The organism is Rheinheimera muenzenbergensis (assembly GCF_036984005.1).
Lineage (GTDB): Bacteria > Pseudomonadota > Gammaproteobacteria > Enterobacterales > Alteromonadaceae > Alishewanella > Alishewanella muenzenbergensis.
Genome location: NZ_JALAAR010000013.1, coordinates 1 through 19,888, shown reverse-complemented (window position 1 = coordinate 19,888; position 19,888 = coordinate 1). Strand labels below are relative to the sequence as shown.

Genomic DNA, 19,888 nt, shown 5'->3' with positions numbered 1-19,888 from the left:
AAAGCCAGCTCAGCACTATTTTGCTAGAGCAGTGTTTTAATGGCTAAATTGAGACCGTCCAGCGTTAACGGCTGCATTCGGTTTTGCATTATTTGCCCTATCAAGCCAATAGAGTAATAGTGCTGCCACCACTGCTGTGGCTGCGGATTTAGCCAAACTGCTTTGGGATACTGCGCTAATAATCTCTGCAACCAGACTTTACCGGGTAGCTCGTTAAAATGCTCTACACTGCCGCCCGGGTAGTCAATCTCGTACGGGCCCATAGTAGCATCACCAACAAATATCAGCTTATAGTCGCTGGCATAGGTGTGAATTATATCCTCGGTTTTAATCTGTTCGGTATAACGGCGTTTGTTGTCTCGCCACACCCCCTCATAAACACAGTTGTGAAAATAAAAAAACTCCAGGTGTTTAAATTCGCTTTTAACCGCCGCAAACAGTTTTTGGCAGTGCTCAATATGGTCGTCCATTGAGCCGCCGACATCAAAAAATACCAGCAGCTTAATGGCGTTATGCCGCTCGCGCACAAAGCGTAAATCCAGCCAGCCGGCCTGCTCGGACGTCGCCTGTATAGTGCCGTGTAAATCCAGTTCAGTTTCAGCACCGCTACGGGCGAATTTACGCAGTTGCTTCAATGCCAGTTTAATACTGCGGTTATTTAGCTCGCTGTCGGTATCCAGATCTTTAAACTCGCGCTTATCCCACACCTTTACTGCCCGACGGGCACCACTGCCCTGCTGGCCAATACGCACACCTTCCGGGTTATAACCATAAGCACCAAAAGCTGAAGTACCGCCGGTGCCAATCCATTTATTGCCGCCACTGTGTTTTTTTTGCTGCTCTGCCAAGCGTTCGCGCAAGGTTTGCAACAGTTTATCCAGGCCACCTAAAGCCTGCAGCTTAGCTTTATCTTCAGCAGAAAGTTTACGCAGCACGTCCGGCACCAGCCAGTCCGGCGGTATGCTGGCGGCGATATCAACCTCGGCGACGCCTTCAAAGTACTCAGCAAAGGCGCGGTCGAATTTGTCGTATTGGGTTTCATCTTTTACCAGGCACAGCCTGGACAGCTGATAAAAGGCTTCAGTATCAGCGAAGATCACCTGCTGTTTCAGCGCATTAAGTAAATCCAGCAGTTCAGTAATACTGGTTTTTAAGCCGTATTTGCGCAGCGTAAAAAAGAATTCAATTAGCATGGTAGTTTCCGAAGTCTGGCTTGCTCGTGTATCAGGGTGAGACTGGAAACTCGTTTTGGGCGGCGCAGAGTGTCTGAGCGCAGGCGCCAGCCGTAACGACAAATTCGTCTGGAACGAATTTGAACAGCTCTCGCTGGCCGCAGGTACAGGGCAGGATTGCCCTGTATAGTTGCTGCGACGAGCCAAAAGGAGTATTGCAGTCGAGCCAGGAGCCTGCGCACAAGCCGCCCTATCAATTCAGCGTGTGCCACTCTTATCTGCCTTGCCTTTTCGCCAAAAACGCCAGTTTTTCTACCAAAGCGACATCCTGCTCGTTTTTAAGCAGCGCACCAAACATCGGCATTAAGCCGCCTTTTTGCTGCTTGTCGGTTAATACTTCGGCCGATATATCCTCTGCCAATAACAACTTTAACCAGTCGAGCAACTCTGACGTGGACGGCTTTTTCTTTAACCCCGGCAGCTCGCGCAGCTCAAAAAACACCTCAAGCGCCGTACTAAGTAACTGCTGTTGGATGCCATGGTAATGCACAGCAACAATGGCGCGCAGCGTATCGGCATCCGGAAAGCGGATATAGTGAAAAAAGCAGCGGCGCAAAAACGCATCCGGCAGCTCTTTTTCATTATTTGAGGTAATAATCACTATTGGCCGCTCAACCGCGCTAATTTGCTCGCCGGTCTCGTGCACATAAAACGCCATCCTGTCCAGCTCGTGCAGTAAATCGTTGGGAAACTCGATATCGGCTTTATCTATTTCATCAATCAGCAGTACCGGGCGCTTAGCAGCGGTAAAGGCCTGCCACAGTTTACCCGGGCGGATATAGTTATTAATATCATGCACCTTGTCGCTGCCCAGTTGGCTGTCGCGCAGGCGGGATACCGCATCGTACTCGTACAGGCCATGCTGCGCCTTAGTGGTCGATTTTATATGCCACTGAATAAGCTCGGTGCCGAGGCTTGCCGCCAACTCTTCGGCCAGCCGGGTTTTACCCGTGCCCGGCTCGCCTTTTATCAACAGCGGTTTTTCCAACGTCACCGCGGCATTTACTGCCAGCGCCAGTTCGTCAGACACGATATAGTTGTCGGTGCTTACAAAGGCCATCTCTACCCTCTATGCTTAGTATTCAAACCCAAGGTTGTTGTGGTGAAACGTAATATCTTATAGCCAAAAGCTACTGTAATTTTTGCCACGCTGGCGTATTCTTATAACCAATTTATCGTAAACGGAGTTTTTTTATGGCAAACGTCTATGCAGACAACTCATTGTCTATCGGCCGCACCCCGCTGGTCAAATTAAACCGGACCATTGACGGCGGAGCCAATGTCTACGCCAAGATTGAAGCTCGTAACCCCAGCTTCAGCGTAAAATGCCGCCTGGGTGCTGCATTGATTTGGGATGCTGAGAAAAAAGGCCTGTTAACCAAAGATACTCAATTGGTTGAGCCGACCTCGGGTAACACCGGCATAGCTCTGGCCTTTGTGGCTGCCAGCCGGGGTTATAAGCTGACACTGACCATGCCAGCGACAATGAGCCTGGAAAGACGCAAGCTGTTAAAAGCTTTAGGTGCCAATTTAGTGCTGACCGAAGGGCCTAAGGGCATGAAAGGCGCTATTGAAAAAGCCAAAGAAATTCAGGCATCTAACCCGGATAAATATTTAATTTTAGGCCAGTTTGAAAACCCGGCTAACCCGCAAATTCACTTTGATACCACAGGCCCGGAAATTTTTAATGATTTAGACGGTAAAGTGGACATTTTTGTCGCTGGCGTGGGTACCGGCGGTACCATTACCGGTGTTAGCCGCTATCTGAAACACGAGAAAAAGCTGCCGCTGTTAAGTGTGGCAGTAGAGCCGGCTGAATCACCGGTGATCACTCAGGCTAAAGCCGGCGAAGAGTTAAAACCCGGCCCGCACAAAATTCAGGGCATAGGTGCCGGCTTTATTCCGGGCAACCTGGATTTAGCTCTGGTAGATGACGTTGAGCGCGTTAGCAGTGACGAAGCCATAGCCGCAGCACACCGCTTAATGCGTGAAGAAGGCATACTGGCCGGTATTTCATCCGGTGCGGCCTTGGTTGCCGCCCAGCGTCTGGCAGCAAAACCAGAAAACGCCGGTAAAAATATTGTCGTGATCCTGGCCAGCGCCGCTGAGCGCTATTTAACCAGCCCGCTGTTTGCTGAAGTGTTTACAGAGCAGGAATTACAAGCCTAATCAACCAATTAAGCTAACAACTTTAGGGCTGCTATTGCAGCCCTTTGCTTTACAGCCGTAAAAAAAAGCGCCACACTGTTTGCAAGCAAACTATCTGAGCCCCTGCCCAATGAGACTATTTTACCTGCTGCTGATCCTGCTGCTGACTGCCTGTACCGAAGACAAACCCAAAGTAAATGCGCAATGGGGCACGCCTGAATATAACGCCAGCCAGTTTTTTCATGCGCTGTACAATGAAAAGGATTTAGAAAAAGCCAAACAAATGAGCACTGCCGAATTTGCTGATTTAATGGAGTCTTATGGCAGTGTGCGTCAGGTCGGCCGGGTCCTGGTCAATGTCTCGTATGACTCGGTAGAAATCCGCATTAACCGCAGCGGCGGTAACCTGCGGGAACAATATGAAGACGTCGCAGAGATTGCTATCTTGCTTACCGGCACTAACGATGGCAAACAGATTGATGAACTGCGCAATGTAGAGATGGTAAAACAAAACGGCCGCTGGCTGGTGCAAATGGTTAAAGTAGATAAATTCAGCAGCAGCGCGCGCTGAATTTAGCTACTGGTTCAGCCACATTTAACGCTTGAAAAATGCTGCTATGCGTTGCTGACAGGCGTCACTGTTAAGCAGGCGCTGAAACTGCACTAATTCTGCGGCTATGCTGTCCAGCGTTAATGCCGCACTGCTGCGTTTTAGCAACGCCTTACTACTTTGAACCGCATCTGATGGCAACGCTGCCAGTTTAGCGGCTTTTTCCCGCGCCAGCGCTGTCAGGCTGCTGCTGTCTACGACCTGGTTTACCAACCCCATTTGCAGCGCCTCTGCCGCGCCAAAAGCTTCGCCTAATAACAGATACTGTGCCGCCCGCTGATAACCGGCCAGCTGCGGCAGCAATATACTGGAGCCCGCTTCCGGACATAAACCCAGCTGGCTAAAGGGTAACTGAAAACGGGCGTTATCGCAGGCGTACACCAGATCACAATGCAGCAAAGCGGTCGTGCCTATGCCAATAGCCAGCCCCGCCACTGCCGCTACCAGCGGTTTATTAAATCGGGCCAGCTGATACAAAAACTGCACGGTTGGATGCTCTGAATTCAGCTCACCGGCACCGAGAAAATCCTGTAAATCATTACCGGCACTAAAACAATCGTGGCTTCCCTGCAATAACACCACATGAATACTGTTATCTTGTGCCGCCTGGCTCAGCGCCGTGGTCAACTGACGATACATGTGCTGGCTTAACGCGTTTTTTTTCCCCGGCCGGTTCAGGCTTAGCTCAAGTACCGCGCCCTGCTGTTGTATTATTAACTCTGACATATTTATCTCAATCTAATTACTTGCCTGCGGCCTGACCTTCCCTGCGCGGGTCGGCAGCACCGGCTAACGCGCCTTCAGTCAGCATAATGGCATGCAAACCGCTATTTAAATCCTGCAACTGTACCTTGTAGCCCATGTCTTGCAGTATCGCCGCCTGTTGTGCCAATGCAGTACCTTTTTCCAGCGCCAGATAGTCGTTACGGTGGGTAAAGCGCGGCAAATTTAACGCCTGCTGCACATCGAGTTTCCAATCTAATACCGCCACTATACTTTGTGCCACATAGTTAATGATACGGCTGCCGCCCGGCGAGCCGATAACCAGTAATAATTGACCTTTGGCATCAAACACCATCATTGGGGCCATCGACGAGCGCGGTCTTTTACCTCCCTGCACCCGGTTGGCAACCAGATGACCGTTGTGCACCGGTGTTAAGCTAAAGTCGGTTAGCTGGTTGTTTAGCATAAAACCGCCAACCATCAGGCCGGAGCCAAATACGTTTTCAATACTGCTGGTCATACTGACAGCGTTACCCGCTGCGTCAACAATCGAAAAATGGCTGGTGTTGGGCAGCTCCGGCGACGCTGCCGGTATTAACGCCGGTGCGCCTTTAGGCACGCCAGCTGTTGCGGGTACGCCAGCCTTGGTTAAATCAATTAAGGCTGCACGCGATGCCAGATAATCCGGCGCTAACATGCCACTAACCGGCACCGGCACAAAAGCCGGATCGGCCAGATAAAGCTCGCGATCGGCAAACGCCAGTTTGGCCGCCTGCGCCAGTATATGCGTAGCCTGCACACTGCCCGGTGCCAGTTTATCCAGCTCAAACTGCTGTAAGATCCCCAACATCTGCAGTACCGCTATGCCGCCTGAACTTGGCGGTGCCATACCACAGACTTTGTATACCCGGTACGCGATACAGACCGCATCACGTTGCACCACCTGATACGAGGCTAAGTCGTCGGTTGTCATGCCGCCGGGGTTAACCGGGGCGGTTTGCACCCGCTCGCTGATCGCTTTAGCCAGTTCGCCTTTATAAAAAGCATCCGGGCCTTTGCTGGCAATCGCTTTTAATGTAGCGGCATACGCCGGATTTTTCAGCACACTGCCTTGCGCTACCGGTTTACCGTCCGGGAAGAAATACTGCTTTGACTCATAAAACTGCGACACGCCTTTGTTCCAGCCCATCGCCAGTTGCCGTGCGGTGCGGCTGGAAACCTGAAATCCCTGCTCAGCAGCGGCAATGGTATCGGTAAATAGCTCAGCCCAGGTTAGTTTACCGTGCTGCTGATGCGCACTGTATAACATAGCCACTACACCGGGTACGCCAACCGATTTTCCGCCAACATAAGCATCACGCCAGTTCATCACTGTGCCGTTGTCACTGAATAAATCACCGTCAGCGCTTTTAGGTGCGGTTTCCCGGCCGTCAAACCCTGTTAGCTGTTGCTGTGCAGCCTGCCAGTGCAGCATAAAAGCACCGCCACCTATGCCAGAGCTTTGCGGCTCTACCAGCCCCAGCATCAGTTGCACGGCAATAGCGGCGTCTACAGCACTGCCACCTTTGGCCAGCACATTGACCCCGGCCTGTGTTGCCATAGGATGCGCGGCTGACACCATATAGTGCTTGGCGAGCACCAGTTGCTGTTGGTACACCCCGGTTGCCGCTTCAGGTTCCCGCGTTTCCTGCTGCGCCGATAACGGAGCACTGGTTGATAACGTGATAAAGGCGGTAGCAAGTAACCGTTGATAAAAGCCTGAAGCAAATGAGCGCATAACTGCAGCGGTCCTGTTATTTAACAAACTGACACCCTACCCAGATAGCAGGCCAAGATCAATATTAACCAGCGTCAATGTGCTGCGACAGGCGACAAAATCAGCTTGACGTTACCGCGCAGATCGTTTTGCATAGTGCCTTTGTGTTTACACAGGCTAAGCCGTTAATGTTACTGCGCCGCTACCATGTTCCCTATTTACTGTTGGCACTAGTGTTAGTGCTGTTATCCTTATTACCCGATAGCCTGCAGCAGCTGTTGCAGTATCAGCGTAATGCTATCGGCAGTGGCCAGCTGTGGCGTTTACTCAGCGGCCACCTGCTGCACAGCAATAATTGGCATTTATTAATGAACCTGGCTGGCTTGCTGCTGGCAATGCTGCTGCACAGTCACTACTATCGCTCTGCAGTGCTTTACCGCCAGTGGGCACTTTGTGCATTGCTTATCAGTGTTGCCCTGTATATGTACTCGCCGGATATCGCAATTTATGTCGGCTTATCCGGTTTATTGCACAGTATGCTGACATTGGGTGCACTGCGTGATATTCAGCTAAAAATGCGCAGCGGCTGGTTATTACTGGTCGGGTTATGTATTAAGGTTGGCTGGGAGCAATGGCAAGGCCCCGATGCCCAGCTGGCAGAGCTTATCGCTGCCAGCGTTGCTATCGACGCTCATTTATACGGTGTAATTGCCGGCTTGATTGTTGGTTTAGCGGCAGCGCTGTTAAAGCGCGATCAGGCTTAACTTACGACAACAAGGCGTTAAAACGGCGCAGGCGCACTAAATTCAATCACGGCGCGACTTAACGGATGCACAAAGCGGATATATTCTGCATGCAGCATTAAGCGTGGGCTTTTAGCGGCAATAGCCCCGGGGGCGTACAGGCTATCGCCCAGCATTGGATGGCCCAGCGCCAACATATGCACCCGCAGTTGATGTGAGCGCCCGGTTACCGGCTCCAGTTGCACACGGCTGTGGTTGGCTGCCGCGTTGTAACTTAGCAACCGATAGCGGGTTTCTGATGGCTTACCCTGTTGCGGGCACACTTTATACAGTGGCCGTTTTTGCTCATCAGCGGCCAGTGGCAACTCTATCACCCCTTTGGCTTTTGCCAGTTTGCCCTCTACTACGGCAATATAGTGTTTTTGCACACTACGCGCCTGAAACTGCTTGCTGATATCCGACAACACCCTTTTTGTCAGCGGCAGGATCAGCAAGCCGGACGTATCATAATCCAGCCGGTGCACGACTTCGGCAAACGGAAACTCACGCTGCACCCGGCGGATCAGGCAATCCTGATTTTGCGGATGCCGCCCCGGCACGGTCAGCAACTGCGCGGGCTTATTCACCACCAGCAATACATCATCTTCATAAACTATCTGGTAAGGCTCGCTGGTTGCCGGCAGTATCGCCAGTTCTTCAGTGCTGTTGCTCATCGGGCTCTCCGTAGGGTTAACGGCGGCTATTATGCCGCAAAAGCCTTTCGTCTGCTGGCTAAATTCAGCTAAGCTAAGCGCTTTATCGCTAAAGTACCGCCTTATGACTTTACCTTTTGTGTATGCCCCGCCCATTGAGCCCTGGCTTGAGGTGCTGTATCAGGACAAAGATCTGATCGTGCTGAATAAACCCAGCGGCTTGCTAACCAACCCCGGTCGCGGGCCGCAGTTAGCCGATTGTTTGTTAAGCCGGGTGCAGCAGCAGTATCCGCTGGCGCAATTAGTACACCGCCTGGATATGGCCACATCCGGCGTGGTCGTTATTGCGCTGCGGCGTAAGGCCGAAGCGGCACTTAAGCAGCAATTTGCCGATCGTATTGTACGCAAACGCTATCTGGCCGTGGTCTGGGGTAAGTTAGCACAAAGCAGCGGCAGTATAGATGTGCCACTGCTTGCAGACAGTGATAACCCACCAAAACAAAAGATATGTTTTAACAGCGGCAAAGCGGCTGTCACCCACTACAGGGTGTTGCAACAGCTAGCTGACCGGGCCCTGGTAGAACTGCAGCCGGTAACCGGCCGTTCGCACCAGCTACGTATGCATATGCTGCATTTGGGCCACCCGATACTGGGGGATGCCTTTTATGCTCATCCAAACGCACTGGCGGCCGCCCCCAGGCTGCTACTGCACGCTGCCGAGTTACAGTTATTTCAACCTTATAACGGCAAGCCGCTGCATTTTAGTGCCGACAGCGATTTTGTTACTGCCGCTGGCCAGTTAAAAACACTATAAAAAAACGCCCCGTAAATTGAGGCGTTTTAGGCATTGCGCTAACAGTTACAGGTTCTGCTCAAACAACTTATAGATCCGGCGGTACTCGTCCAGCCAGCTGCTGGGTTGGCGGAAACCATGCGGCTCTACCGGGTAAATAGCCGTTTCAAAGTTGATATTTTCCTGCTCAATCAGGCGCTGCACCAAGCGCACCACATCCTGGAAGAACACATTGTCATCCACCATAGGCGCGTTGATTAGCAGCGGCTTTTTCAGGCCCTGGCTAAAATAAATTGGCGAGCTGCGCTCGTAAGCTATAGGGTCAATTGCCGGTGTATTCAGGATATTAGACGTATACGGCTGGTTGTAATAGGCCCAGTCACTTACCGGACGCAGTGCCGCACCGGCCTGAAATAACTCCGGCTGGGTAAACAGCGCCATAAAGGTCATAAAGCCACCGTACGAGCCACCATAAGTGCCAATACGGTTGCGATCCACATTAGCATTGGCTACCAGCCAGTTCACACCGTCCGCTAAGTCTTCAATTTCCGGTGTACCCATACGCCGGTAAATGGCAGTACGCCAGTCACGGCCGTAGCCTTTTGATGCCCGGTAATCCATATCCATTACCACATAGCCTTGCTGCGTTAACAGGTTATGGAAGAAAAACTCGCGAAAATAACCCGACCAGCCCAAATCACTGTTTTGCAGATAACCGGCACCATGGTTAAAAATAACTGCGCGGCGTTTTTCGCCCTGCTGGTAATCCGCCGGGTAATACACCTTGGCAAAAACCGGCTGCTTACCGTGGCTGGACGGCACAGCAACTATGCTTGGTGCTTGCAGCGGCAGCTGTTTAAACTGCTCAGAGATGGTATCGGTTAATCGCCTGACGGCAGCGTCAGGTTTCGCCTCAGCGACATAGAGTTCATTTGGCTGCAGGTTGGTAGAAAAATTTAACAACAGCTGTTGCTCGTCCGGTGACAGCGTAAAGCTGGTACTGCCGCCCAGTTTGGTAAGCTGCTCAGTTTTACCGCTTGCTAATCCCGCACGGTATACCTCGTAGTTACCCGGGTGATTTACGTTCGCCTGAAAGTAAATGTAGCCGTCGTCTTGCGTCAGTACCGGGTTGCTTACTTCAAAGGTGCCGCTGGTCAGCTTTTTCGCCTTAGCTGTTAGCGGCTTAACATACAGGTGTGAATAACCCGACTCTTCAGATAAGAAGTACAGACTGTTGCTGTTGTTTAACCAGCCAAAGTCATTAAACGCATAGTTAACCCAGGCCTTATCATGCAGACGGTGCTGCGGCAGCAGTTTTTTCTGTTTGAAGTCGACCGTAGCAATCCAGCGATCTTTATTGTCCAGCGCCTTTAACATAAGCGCGACCTGTTCGCCACTGTTGTGCCAGCGCATGGCGCTCTGGCTCCAGTACCAGTCATTCATCAGGCCAATATCACGGATCACTTTTTCGCTTTTGTATTTCTCGCCACGCGCTTTGGCGTTTTCTGCCTTGACCTCGGCCAGTACATCTTCGTTGTAACCCGGCAAGCTGCTGTAGCTTAGCTCTGTGTTGCTGCCATCTTGCAGGTTAAGTAACAAAATGCGCTGTGGTGCCGGTGTCGCATCATTCACGCGCGCCCTTACCGGCTGCGCAGCGATATCGCCACTGCCGGTAATGTAATTGGTCATAATGTCTTTATCATTACGCTTACTGGCTTTGCGCACCGCTACCAGCAGGTAATCTGCTTTTGGCGACAAGCTGGCCGATACGATGTGCTGGTCTTTACCCAGATAAAACGCTGTCGGTGCCAGGTTACTATTCTGCTGCTGCAGTTGCTGCTGTGCCTGATGCCGCTCTGTGGCATTTCGCTGCTCCAGAGCGACAAACTCAATAAGCTTGTGCTGCTGTTGCGCCAGATAACCCTTAGGTTGCGCCGGCGCTTTAGGCGCCTCTTCCAGTTTCAGGCTGGCCACTTCAGTACGCTGGCCGCCGGCTGTATCCTGGGCATAAAAACTCCAGCCTTCACGGTAGACGATACGGCCATCCCGCAAAAACTGCGGCGCACTTTGCCGCTCATTATCGCGGGTCAGTTGTGTCACCTTAGCCGTTGCCATATCGCGCAGGTAAATATCGCCTTCAAACACATAGGCCTGCAGGCTGCGATTCAGGTTGTATACCGCATCATCTGCGCCAATTTTATGCAAATCAGACAAAGCCACCGGCTCACCATTATTGTCCGCATTCAGCGGACGCACAAACCAGTCGCGTAATTCACTGCCCTCGCGCTTACGCTGATAGTAAATCTGGCTGGAATCCGCTGCCCAGTGCGCCGATTCAGCCTGACGCCCCAACCAGTCCGGATGCGCCATGATCTGTTCCATCGTCAGTTTAATGCTGTGATCAGCCTGAAATACTGCAGGTACGCTAATGGGGTTGGTTTGGTAAGTTTGAGGTTCGTTGTTTTTAGCCTGCGCCGGGCTTAGCAGCGCGGCACACAAAGCTGCACACAGCACTGTGAGTCGGTTGTTAGTCATAACACGCTTCTTATAATGATAAAAGACGCCCTGTTATACAAAGGCTGTGCACTTAACGCAACCGTCATAATTACAGATGCGGCTGATAGCTAAGCAAACAGGATTAAGCGGACAAAAAAACCGGCTGCAAAGTGCCGGTTAACACTGCCGTTATCCTTAGCTCAGGCTAAGCATAACGGCGACAGAGAAGTAGCGCACGCCGGCTATCAGGCTGCGATAGCGGCCCCGACTTCAACCAAACGACACTTAGCGGCGTCAAGCGCGGCTTGCTGTGCGTCTGGGCCCATATTCAGGCCTTCAGCATATACAAAGTACTGGCTTTTTAAACCGACAAAATTAAAGAACGACTGTAAAAACGGCGTTTGGCTGTCCATAGCGGTGCCCTGATAGATACCGCCACGGGTGGCAAAAATAACAACCGGCTTGTCGTCGAGTAATCCAACCGGGCCTTGCTCGGTATATTTAAACGTGATGCCGGCGCGGGCCACCCGATCCAGCAGCGCTTTTAACTGCGATGGCACGCCAAAGTTATACATAGGCACGCCCAGCACGATAACGTCAGCCGCCTTCACCCTGGCAATAATATCGTCGGAAATGGCGGCTAATTGTTGCTGCTCTGCACTGCGTTGCTCTGCCGGTGTCATCCAGGCCGCCATTTCATCCATGGCTAAATGCGGTAACGGCGTACGGTTTAAATCCAGGTTGTCGACGCTAAAACTGCCCTGCGGCAACTGCGCCAGAAATTGCTCGGCTAACTGCACTGAATGGCCTTTATCACCGCTAATTGAACTGTTAATCACTAAAATCTGTTTCATACTAAGCTCCTTGGTTAGATGCGACACATATTACAGCTATTTTTTAGGATGAAAATCAGATAAAAACGCAGTTACCTTTCTATTTTTTAATTTGTTTGCTATTGAACCGCCTGTAGCCCGGCAGCGTAAAACCTTGCACAAGCTAATGGCAGCGATAAATCACCGCGGGAAAAGCAAAGATGTTGAATTCAGCCAGGCTAGCAAGGCATGATGGCGGCATGACACCGTCACCGGAAACAAATGCGCCAATGTCCACATCGGAAAATACCAGTAGCCAGTGGGAAGATGCGCTGACCTTCGTCGCGTTACAACGCGATCAGCATGCCTATGCTGAACTGTTTAGCCATTTTGCGCCCAGGCTAAAGGCCTTTGGCATGAAAATGTTTGGCAATGAACAACAAGCGCTGGAGATGGTGCAGGACACCATGCTAAACGTGTGGAAGAAAGCCGTGTTGTTTGATGCGACACGGGGCTGCGCCTCAACCTGGATTTTTACCATAGCCCGCAACGTTCGCTTTGACATGTTGCGCAAAAAGCAAAGCCGTAAAGACGACATCTGTGCCGATGATTTGTGGCTTGATGGCGAATATCCAGAAATGGAGGCCGACGATAACGCCGCCGTGTGGGACAGCCATTTACTAATGGATAAACTGCTGCCGCACTTTGACAAGCTACCACCGGCACAGCGCGAAGTGATTGAAAAAGTGTATTTACAGGAAAAGTCGCATCAGGAAGTATCAGATGAACTGGCAATACCACTGGGTACAGTGAAATCGCGGTTACGTCTGGCGCTGGACAGATTAAGAGAGGCACTAGATGGCGCACGCAATTAAATTTCATCCCAGCATGGCATTGCTGGAGCAGTTTGCCGAAGGCACCTTATCGGCCGATGTTGCCCTTGCTGTCTCTGCACATATTGACCTATGCCCGCACTGCCAGCGCCTTAACCGCGACATTACCGCAGATATGGCCAGCCAGCTGGAAAAAGCCGCACCAACAGGATCGTCGACCGACTGGCAAGACATGATTGCCGCCATTGTAGCGCAGCCGCAGCTGGCAAAAACTGCCCAGCCAGAGCTGGCACAGGCGCAGCCTATCCGGGTGAATCAGCGCGAATTTGTCATGCCACGCGCCCTGCAGCGACTGGCAGCAGAACATGGTAAATGGTTGCAGTTAGGCGGTATTGCCACAGCCAAATTACCGGCAGGCGCCGGTCATCACGTCTCGTTGCTGTATATCGCCGATGACACTGAGGTACCGCAACATACCCACTTAGGGCTCGAGATGACACTGGTACTGGCCGGCAAGATTGTCGACGAGAACGGCGAATACGTCGCCGGCGATTTACTGATTAATTCGCCGGATGATACGCATACACCGCGCACGCTGGCCGGGCAGGATTGCTTGTGTTTGTCGGTGTTAAGCGCGCCGTTGCAGTTTAAAAAAGGCTTAACGCGGTTGCTTAACCCGCTGCAGCAATTTTTCTATTAGGTTTTATTGCAGGAAGTCGTTCGCGCCGCCACTGGCGGCGCTTTTTTCTATCAGCGCTATTAACGTAACAGCGCCGTGCCGCCTTTCAAATTGTACACCTGGCTAAAACCAAGCCGTCCCAGCACTTTACACGCCATCAAACTGCGGTTGCCTGAGCGGCAAACCAGCAACAGCGTCTGTTCGGCGTGCAGCTGCTGTGAGATCAGCGCATCAGCCAGCTTAGATAAGGGCACTTCCAGCACCGGCCACTGCTGTGGCAAATAGCCCGATAACGCACCCGCGCTTTGCTCATGCGGCTCACGCACATCAACGACCAGGGTGTCAGGGTGCGCGGTTAAAAATGTCGTCAGCTGCTCAGCGGCAATGACATCGGTCGCGTCGGATAAACTGACCTCAACCAGGCCACAATAATGGCTGCTGGCCTGCTGCAAGGCTATGGCTTGCTGTTGCAACGGGCTGCGCCATGCTGACTCAGGCTGATTTTGTAACAAGGCCTGTACCGCGGGTTGTTCCGCAGCACTGAGTGCCAGCGTGGTAAAAAAGCGCTGCGCATAGTCATGGCTGGATAACAGCAAGGTATCGGCGTTTATTTGTTGTTGCAGTACACGGATACTGTTCGCCAGTGCGGTTAAATTGCCGCCATTTAAATCCGTACGCCCTACACCACCGGGTAAAATCAAATCGCCACAAAATACCGCCAGTACTTGCTGCTGTTTGTATAGCAACACACTGACCGCTTCCGGCGTATGGCCAGGCGTATTCAGTCTGGTTAAACGATAAGGCCCAAGCGTGATTTCTGCCTGCTGTTGTGGCCAACCCAGGTTGTCACAATTGCGGTTTAAGCCGCGGCTATCAGCGCTGGAGGTTGCCAACAAAGTGAGTAACTCAGAGCGTGCCGACTGATGATCCTGATGCAAATGGGTGTCGAGTATGGCGGTCAGTTGCAGCGCCTGGCCCTGAATAATATTGGCAATGCGTCCGGCCAGTGGCAGCACCGGATCGATCACCAGCGCCTGCCGGCTATCGGGACAGATCAGCAGATAGCTGCACAGTGCTTCGTGCTTCAATTGCAGTAAGCCGCTGGCATGAATTTCCAACGTCGGGGTCGCATCCGTCAATACCAGACAATGTTTACATACCACAGCAGACAAAGCGGCAATAGCGCTACAGGCTTTATCACACTCGGCCTGCGTCATCGCCGGGCCAAAAGATAACCGGATAGCCCCTTGCGAGCGCCAGCTTTCTAATCCCATTGCATCCAGCACAAAGCTGCTGGGTACCTTAGAGCTGCAGGCCGAACCTGAGCTGACGCGAATGCCGGCCGCGTCAAACAAATCCATAATGTCTTTGCTGTAAAAATCCGGCACAGCAAAGTTTATCGTAGTGGGAACCACATAAGGCACATCGCTGTTTAATACCATCGCCGGAAATACCTGACGCAAAGCATTAATCAGCTGCTGGCGGTACTGCCATAACTTAGCTTCTGGCTGAAATGCCGAATCGGTTTGTTTGGCCAGCTCGTTAAACACCGCGTGCAAGGCGGCGATGCCTGGCAGGTTTTCGGTGCCGGAACGTAAACCACTTTCCTGGCCGCCGCCGGCAATAAACGGTTGGTATGGCGCGCCCTGGCGCACATATAAAAAACCAACCCCTTTAGGGGCATACAGCTTATGGCCACTGAAAGGCGCAAAATCTATGCTGGTGGCGGCGATATTCAGCGACATTTTACCCAGCGCCTGCACACAATCTACCATCCAGTACACACCAGGGTTGATGGCGCGGATTAACTGCTCCAGTGCCAGTAAGTCTTGCTTTACGCCGGTTTCATTATTGGCGGCCATGGTGCAAATCATGGCGGCAAACGGCAATTTTTGCCGCATAAAGTTTTGATCCAGCAAACCGTTTTTATCTACCGGAATGGCCAGTACAGTAGCATTAAGCTGCAGCACACGGTTCCAGTGTTTCAGGCTTTCCGGTACGGCTTTATGTTCGGTCGCGCCATACAGCAATAAGGTATCCGGCCCGCTCAGGCCTTTGTCACGGCAGGCCAATAACGCAGAAACTATCGACGATTGAATGCCTTCGGTGGCGCCGGAGGTAAAAATAATATCGCCACTGCTGGCCCCTATCAGCTGGCGCGCTAACGCCCGGGTGGCCTCAAGCTCAGCCTTTGCCTTTATGCCGGTGGCATGGCTGCTACTGGGGTTGCCAAAACCTTGTTGCATGCAATGCATCGCCGCTTGCGCCGCCACCGGCAGTACCGGTGTAGTGGCATTATTATCGAGATAAATCTCACCTTGCAGCTGAGCGGACATGCGTTGCACCTCTATATAACCAAAAAGTATATGTTATTCCCTGCAATAATAACCGTCTACCGGGCTAAGCTCAAGCCTGAAACGCAAATGCAAAAAAACCGCCAGCAGGCGGTTTTTTAATCGGTTTATTCAACCAGATCTTTAGGGATCTGTGGCCGCAGTTCAGACCAGACCATACCACTTTCTTTACCGTATTTGCGCACCGCAAACACCACTTCATCAAATTTGCCGTTCTCAGCATAGAGTTTAATCTGATGATAGTATTTACGCGCCAGTTCACGCGCCTTAGGGTGCGAAAAATAAAAGCGGGCAATTTTGTTGTACAGGCCGCGAAAACCGTTCAGGATCAGCACATAAATGCGATTTTCTGAGTAACGGGCCAGTTCGTGGTTCAGGTTGTAATCAAACTCCGCATAAGCTTCGGCCGTATCTTCCAGCGTTTCTGCACCGGCAAACAATTCAATGATCTGCGCAGCATGGTTTTTAATCGCACCACGAATATAGATAGCACTGATATTCGTGCGGGCAGATAACAAGTCATCGACCAGCTTTGGCATTTGATCTTCATCCAGCCGTGCCAGCGTTTCCAGAATATTTAAGCCTGAGGTTTCCCAGAAATTATTCACTTTGGTGGGTTTACCATGCTGAATGGTTAACCAGCCGTCACGTGCCAGGCGTTGTAACACTTCACGTAAAGTGGTACGGGTAACACCAATTAATTCAGACAGTTCACGCTCTGCCGGCAGTATAGAACCTGGGGCAAATTTGCCATTCCAGATAGAGTCGACAATATATTCTTCGGCAAAGCCGGCCGGGCTTTGCGCTTTAATCAGATTGGTCATGCGGATCTGTCCGTCTTTTTGATTATAAATTTGCACTGATTGTACCAGAGCGCGAACAGTTAACAAGTCACAGTCTGAAAATTGCCTGTTTATGCTGCACAGATTGTACATTGCCAACAAATACCGTAGATTAACCGCGGCTTAATTTAAAATTCCCGGCAGAAGGATAAAAAATGCTTCAGAAATTAAAGGCGTTATCGATGCAGCGCTGGGGTTGGTTGCTGCTGATGTTGTCTTGCCTTGGCCTGCTTGGCACTGCATTGTATTTTCAGTATGGCCTGAATATGCAGCCCTGCATTAAGTGTATTAATGTCCGCGCCGCTTTTGCTGCTATTTTACTGGCATCGGTTATCGGTTTCCTGGCGCCGCGCCTGGCGCTTAGCCGGATACTGGCGTTACTCGCTATGCTGGTAGCAGCTATCTTCGGTGCAATGCAGGCACAGGAGCTGCTTGATATTGAACAATTACTGGCTGAAGGTGGTTTTTTCAGCTGTTCTCTGTTTGCTGAATTTCCCAGCTGGCTGCCGTTGGATAAATGGTTACCGGCAATATTTGAACCTACCGGCAGCTGCGGCGATAGCAGTTGGCAGTTATTAGGTAAAAGTATGGCGTTTTGGAGTGCGGTGGCGCTGTATTGCTATGCAGCAGTGGCCGCGTTGTTGTTGCTGGCACAAGTTGTCCGTATCAGTAGCAACCCCTATCGCGACTAAACGCTGCCACGCACAAACCGGTTTGGCCACAGCAATGCGCCGTTCCCCCTTCCCTGGGGGCACGGCTGAGGCATCCTTGCCTTTAACGGTTGGTTAAGGGCAAGCCGGTTGTTGTAGCGCTTAGCCTCAGGTAGTTAATTAGCCAAGAGGTGGGTAATCGGTATAGCCTTCTGCACCACTGCTATAAAACAGCTCTGGCTTAGCTGCATTTAACGGCGCATCAACGGCAAAACGCTGCACTAAATCCGGATTGGCAATAAAAGGCACACCAAAGGCCACTGCATCGGCCACACCGTTGGCAATGGCCGCCTGTGCCGAGGCTTTATCAAACTTTTCATTGGCAATGTAGACGCCGCCAAACTGGCGTTTTAATTGTGGGCCTAAGCTGTCATCAGCCTGCGCTTCGCGGGCACAAATAAAGGCAATACCGCGTTTACCCAGCTCTGTTGCAACATAGCCAAAGGTATCGGCACGCGTTGAGTCGCCCATACTGTGCGCATCAGCACGCGGTGCCAAGTGCATACCTACCCGGCCGGCACCCCACACCGCTACTACCGCATCGGTTACTTCAAGCAGTAAACGGGCGCGGTTTTCAATGCTGCCGCCATAGTTGTCGGTACGTTTGTTGGTGCTATCCTGCAAGAACTGATCAAGCAAATAGCCATTGGCACCGTGAATTTCTACGCCGTCAAAGCCGGCCAGTTTGGCGTTTTCCGCACCTTTGCGATACGCCGCAACAATACCGGCTATCTCGTCGGTTTCCAGTGCACGCGGGGTAACAAAGGCTTTTTTCGGCCGCATTAAGCTAACATGGCCATCAGCTGCAATAGCACTGGGCGCTACCGGCAGCTCGCCGTTTAAGTAATGCGGGTCGGAAATACGGCCAACATGCCACAGCTGCAGCATAATTTTGCCACCAGCCTGATGCACGGCGTCAGTTATCTTGCGCCAGCCGGCCACTTGCTCGTCCGACCAAATTCCCGGCGTATCGGGGTACCCCACGCCCATCGGCGTTACCGATGTCGCTTCAGTTAAAATAAGGCCGGCACTGGCACGCTGAACATAGTATTCACGCATTAAATCATTCGGCACCCTGCCCGCACTGGCGCGGCAACGGGTTAACGGCGCCATTATAATGCGGTTGGCTAGCTGCAAATCCCCAACGCTGATGGGATCAAATAAAGTTGGCATAGTAAGTCCTGCATTCATTGTTAAAATTTACTGCACAGCAGTGTATTGGCTATCGCAGCATTGGCTGCGGCTGCAACCTATATATGTACCACTTGGTACAATAACAAGCGTGACAAAAAAATAATTGCGCATAAATGCAAAAACTGGCCTGATTAAGCCAGGTTTTCGTTTAGTGATCCCTTATGCAGCGTTATCAGCTAGATAAAATAAGCAGCAAAAACTGGCTTACGGCCACAGAGACAGAGCAGATCATTGCGTTAATCGCTGCCAGCTTTAACGGCGTCGATAGCCGGCAGTATTTTAACCGTTACTTTGCCAACCCTGACCATTACCAAAGGCGCGTGCGGCTGTTTTATCAGGGCAACACTTTGCAGGGTTATTGTTTGCTGACATTTCGAAAAGACACCAACAACAGCATAGTGATGGGCGCCTCAGCGGCGTTCACACCAGGTTATCGCGGCAACAACAGTACTTTTGGTTTTTCATTTGCGGCGGCAATTCGCACCTGGCTGCGCCACCCTAACCATAAAGTGTATTATCTGGACACTATGTTAAGCCCGGCAATGTACCGCGCAATGGGCAAAAAAGTCGCCTTTATCTACCCCAACCCCGGTATGAGTCAAGCCGATATTGCCATGTATCACGCCCTGGTGCCCAACGCCGAAGCCAGCACTTGGCAAAATCTTCACTGCTTAAAAACCGTAGGCCGCGCAACCAATTACACAGGCGATGACATAGCGCGGTTAAAAGCCAGCAACAAAGCCGAAATTGCTTTTTACTGTCAGCTAAACCCTAACTTCGCCCAAGGCACAGCGCTAATGGTGTTAATACCGGTAAACCTGAAACAACTGCTGTGTACCGGCGTTAAGTGGTTAAAGGGTTTGGTTAAGCAATAAAACCTTACGCTGAAGCGGTGTTTTGGTTCTCAAGCAAAGAAACAATAACTTATAAGGCGAAGCGGTTTAGCTTGGGTTAATGGCAAAAAGCGGACATTTCCAAAATTTACCCAATTTTAAACACTATAAAATGTCTAAACTACATCTGGATGCCGCCAGTACTTATTAGACGGATTAATCCGCATTTGTAGCAATCGTAAATATCAGTTGTACCTATAAGTTATTGTAAGTTTTAAAAAAACGATGTAGTGTTCTGTACATTAAATTTACAAAGACGGAAAAGTCCGTGTTTAAGTACGGATTTTTCCGCCGAATAAGCGTTGAACTAAGCCGCTGCGCGGAGCTCTCAGCCACTACCTGTTATTGAACCACACTTACTCCGGGAATGTTCCCAAC

The 19,888-nt window shown here is 51.3% G+C and carries 18 protein-coding genes; 8 read left to right on the top strand and 10 right to left on the bottom strand.

All coding sequences use genetic code 11. The features are described from left to right. Positions 1 to 23: 23 nt before the first annotated feature. Positions 24 to 1,193: a vWA domain-containing protein gene (locus MN202_RS14675; RefSeq protein WP_335736887.1), complete on the bottom strand. Its 1,170-nt coding sequence runs from the start codon at positions 1,191 to 1,193 to the stop codon at positions 24 to 26. A gap of 253 nt (positions 1,194 to 1,446) precedes the next feature. Beyond that, positions 1,447 to 2,292 (bottom strand): AAA family ATPase, encoded by an 846-nt coding sequence (locus MN202_RS14670; protein WP_335736886.1) that lies wholly within the window; start codon positions 2,290 to 2,292, stop codon positions 1,447 to 1,449. 134 nt (positions 2,293 to 2,426) lie between these two features. Here MN202_RS14670 and cysK point away from each other — a divergent pair, with 134 nt between their 5' ends. Further along, positions 2,427 to 3,401 carry a cysteine synthase A gene (gene cysK, locus MN202_RS14665; RefSeq protein ID WP_335736885.1) on the top strand — a complete coding sequence of 325 codons (975 nt, stop codon included), beginning with the start codon at positions 2,427 to 2,429 and terminating at the stop codon, positions 3,399 to 3,401. Between the two features lie 109 nt (positions 3,402 to 3,510). Then, positions 3,511 to 3,951, top strand: a complete 441-nt coding sequence (locus MN202_RS14660) for a hypothetical protein (protein ID WP_335736884.1) — start codon at positions 3,511 to 3,513, stop codon at positions 3,949 to 3,951. Positions 3,952 to 3,975: 24 nt separating this feature from the next. Here MN202_RS14660 and MN202_RS14655 read toward each other — a convergent pair whose 3' ends face one another. Both MN202_RS14655 and ggt read right to left on the bottom strand, forming a co-directional pair. After that, a complete protein-coding gene (locus MN202_RS14655) occupies positions 3,976 to 4,716 on the bottom strand; it encodes an enoyl-CoA hydratase-related protein (protein ID WP_335736883.1) in 741 nt (246 codons plus the stop codon). Between the two features lie 16 nt (positions 4,717 to 4,732). Further along, a complete protein-coding gene (gene ggt, locus MN202_RS14650) occupies positions 4,733 to 6,490 on the bottom strand; it encodes a gamma-glutamyltransferase (RefSeq protein WP_335736882.1) in 1,758 nt (585 codons plus the stop codon). Between the two features lie 128 nt (positions 6,491 to 6,618). On the opposite strand from ggt, the gene rrtA reads away from it, so the two are divergent. Beyond that, on the top strand, positions 6,619 to 7,233 hold the full coding sequence (rrtA, locus tag MN202_RS14645; RefSeq protein ID WP_335736881.1) for a rhombosortase: 615 nt from the start codon (positions 6,619 to 6,621) through the stop codon (positions 7,231 to 7,233). A 17-nt stretch (positions 7,234 to 7,250) separates the two neighbouring features. On the opposite strand, the gene MN202_RS14640 is transcribed toward rrtA, so the two are convergent. Next, a complete protein-coding gene (locus MN202_RS14640; protein ID WP_335736880.1) occupies positions 7,251 to 7,925 on the bottom strand; it encodes an RluA family pseudouridine synthase in 675 nt (224 codons plus the stop codon). A gap of 103 nt (positions 7,926 to 8,028) precedes the next feature. Between MN202_RS14640 and MN202_RS14635 the strand changes: the two genes are divergently transcribed. Continuing rightward, the gene (locus MN202_RS14635) at positions 8,029 to 8,718 is read left to right on the top strand and encodes an RluA family pseudouridine synthase (protein WP_335736879.1); all 690 of its coding nucleotides are present in this window, start codon (positions 8,029 to 8,031) and stop codon (positions 8,716 to 8,718) included. A gap of 45 nt (positions 8,719 to 8,763) precedes the next feature. On the opposite strand, the gene MN202_RS14630 is transcribed toward MN202_RS14635, so the two are convergent. Both MN202_RS14630 and MN202_RS14625 read right to left on the bottom strand, forming a co-directional pair. Beyond that, positions 8,764 to 11,232, bottom strand: a complete 2,469-nt coding sequence (locus MN202_RS14630) for a S9 family peptidase (RefSeq protein WP_335736878.1) — start codon at positions 11,230 to 11,232, stop codon at positions 8,764 to 8,766. Between the two features lie 206 nt (positions 11,233 to 11,438). Continuing rightward, complete coding sequence (locus tag MN202_RS14625; protein WP_335736877.1) at positions 11,439 to 12,047, bottom strand: FMN-dependent NADH-azoreductase; 609 nt, start codon at positions 12,045 to 12,047, stop codon at positions 11,439 to 11,441. Between the two features lie 248 nt (positions 12,048 to 12,295). Between MN202_RS14625 and MN202_RS14620 the strand changes: the two genes are divergently transcribed. After that, positions 12,296 to 12,880: a sigma-70 family RNA polymerase sigma factor gene (locus MN202_RS14620; RefSeq protein ID WP_335736876.1), complete on the top strand. Its 585-nt coding sequence runs from the start codon at positions 12,296 to 12,298 to the stop codon at positions 12,878 to 12,880. Beyond that, positions 12,864 to 13,538 (top strand): ChrR family anti-sigma-E factor, encoded by a 675-nt coding sequence (locus tag MN202_RS14615; protein WP_335736875.1) that lies wholly within the window; start codon positions 12,864 to 12,866, stop codon positions 13,536 to 13,538. Before MN202_RS14620 ends, MN202_RS14615 begins: the two co-directional genes overlap by 17 nt. Positions 13,539 to 13,597: 59 nt before the next feature. Here MN202_RS14615 and MN202_RS14610 read toward each other — a convergent pair whose 3' ends face one another. Both MN202_RS14610 and fadR read right to left on the bottom strand, forming a co-directional pair. Beyond that, positions 13,598 to 15,853 (bottom strand): aminotransferase class V-fold PLP-dependent enzyme, encoded by a 2,256-nt coding sequence (locus MN202_RS14610; protein ID WP_335736874.1) that lies wholly within the window; start codon positions 15,851 to 15,853, stop codon positions 13,598 to 13,600. A gap of 125 nt (positions 15,854 to 15,978) precedes the next feature. Then, a complete protein-coding gene (fadR, locus tag MN202_RS14605; RefSeq protein ID WP_335736873.1) occupies positions 15,979 to 16,731 on the bottom strand; it encodes a fatty acid metabolism transcriptional regulator FadR in 753 nt (250 codons plus the stop codon). 137 nt (positions 16,732 to 16,868) lie between these two features. Here fadR and dsbB point away from each other — a divergent pair, with 137 nt between their 5' ends. Beyond that, positions 16,869 to 17,405, top strand: a complete 537-nt coding sequence (gene dsbB / locus MN202_RS14600) for a disulfide bond formation protein DsbB (RefSeq protein ID WP_335736872.1) — start codon at positions 16,869 to 16,871, stop codon at positions 17,403 to 17,405. Between the two features lie 138 nt (positions 17,406 to 17,543). Here the strand turns inward: dsbB and MN202_RS14595 are convergent, their stop codons facing one another. After that, positions 17,544 to 18,596 (bottom strand): alkene reductase, encoded by a 1,053-nt coding sequence (locus tag MN202_RS14595; RefSeq protein ID WP_335736871.1) that lies wholly within the window; start codon positions 18,594 to 18,596, stop codon positions 17,544 to 17,546. A 182-nt stretch (positions 18,597 to 18,778) separates the two neighbouring features. On the opposite strand from MN202_RS14595, the gene MN202_RS14590 reads away from it, so the two are divergent. Beyond that, positions 18,779 to 19,492: a hypothetical protein gene (locus MN202_RS14590; RefSeq protein WP_335736870.1), complete on the top strand. Its 714-nt coding sequence runs from the start codon at positions 18,779 to 18,781 to the stop codon at positions 19,490 to 19,492. Positions 19,493 to 19,888: the final 396 nt, after the last annotated feature.

Coding starts and splice junctions, on each gene's coding strand:
- MN202_RS14625 (WP_335736877.1), bottom strand. CDS start 12,047: ATGAAACAGATTTTAGTGATTAACAGTTCAATTAGCGGTGATAAAGGC.
- MN202_RS14635 (WP_335736879.1), top strand. CDS start 8,029: ATGACTTTACCTTTTGTGTATGCCCCGCCCATTGAGCCCTGGCTTGAG.
- MN202_RS14640 (WP_335736880.1), bottom strand. CDS start 7,925: ATGAGCAACAGCACTGAAGAACTGGCGATACTGCCGGCAACCAGCGAG.
- MN202_RS14675 (WP_335736887.1), bottom strand. CDS start 1,193: ATGCTAATTGAATTCTTTTTTACGCTGCGCAAATACGGCTTAAAAACC.
- ggt (WP_335736882.1), bottom strand. CDS start 6,490: ATGCGCTCATTTGCTTCAGGCTTTTATCAACGGTTACTTGCTACCGCC.
- MN202_RS14670 (WP_335736886.1), bottom strand. CDS start 2,292: ATGGCCTTTGTAAGCACCGACAACTATATCGTGTCTGACGAACTGGCG.
- dsbB (WP_335736872.1), top strand. CDS start 16,869: ATGCTTCAGAAATTAAAGGCGTTATCGATGCAGCGCTGGGGTTGGTTG.
- MN202_RS14655 (WP_335736883.1), bottom strand. CDS start 4,716: ATGTCAGAGTTAATAATACAACAGCAGGGCGCGGTACTTGAGCTAAGC.
- MN202_RS14660 (WP_335736884.1), top strand. CDS start 3,511: ATGAGACTATTTTACCTGCTGCTGATCCTGCTGCTGACTGCCTGTACC.
- MN202_RS14615 (WP_335736875.1), top strand. CDS start 12,864: ATGGCGCACGCAATTAAATTTCATCCCAGCATGGCATTGCTGGAGCAG.
- MN202_RS14630 (WP_335736878.1), bottom strand. CDS start 11,232: ATGACTAACAACCGACTCACAGTGCTGTGTGCAGCTTTGTGTGCCGCG.
- cysK (WP_335736885.1), top strand. CDS start 2,427: ATGGCAAACGTCTATGCAGACAACTCATTGTCTATCGGCCGCACCCCG.
- MN202_RS14620 (WP_335736876.1), top strand. CDS start 12,296: ATGTCCACATCGGAAAATACCAGTAGCCAGTGGGAAGATGCGCTGACC.
- MN202_RS14610 (WP_335736874.1), bottom strand. CDS start 15,853: ATGTCCGCTCAGCTGCAAGGTGAGATTTATCTCGATAATAATGCCACT.
- MN202_RS14595 (WP_335736871.1), bottom strand. CDS start 18,596: ATGCCAACTTTATTTGATCCCATCAGCGTTGGGGATTTGCAGCTAGCC.
- MN202_RS14590 (WP_335736870.1), top strand. CDS start 18,779: ATGCAGCGTTATCAGCTAGATAAAATAAGCAGCAAAAACTGGCTTACG.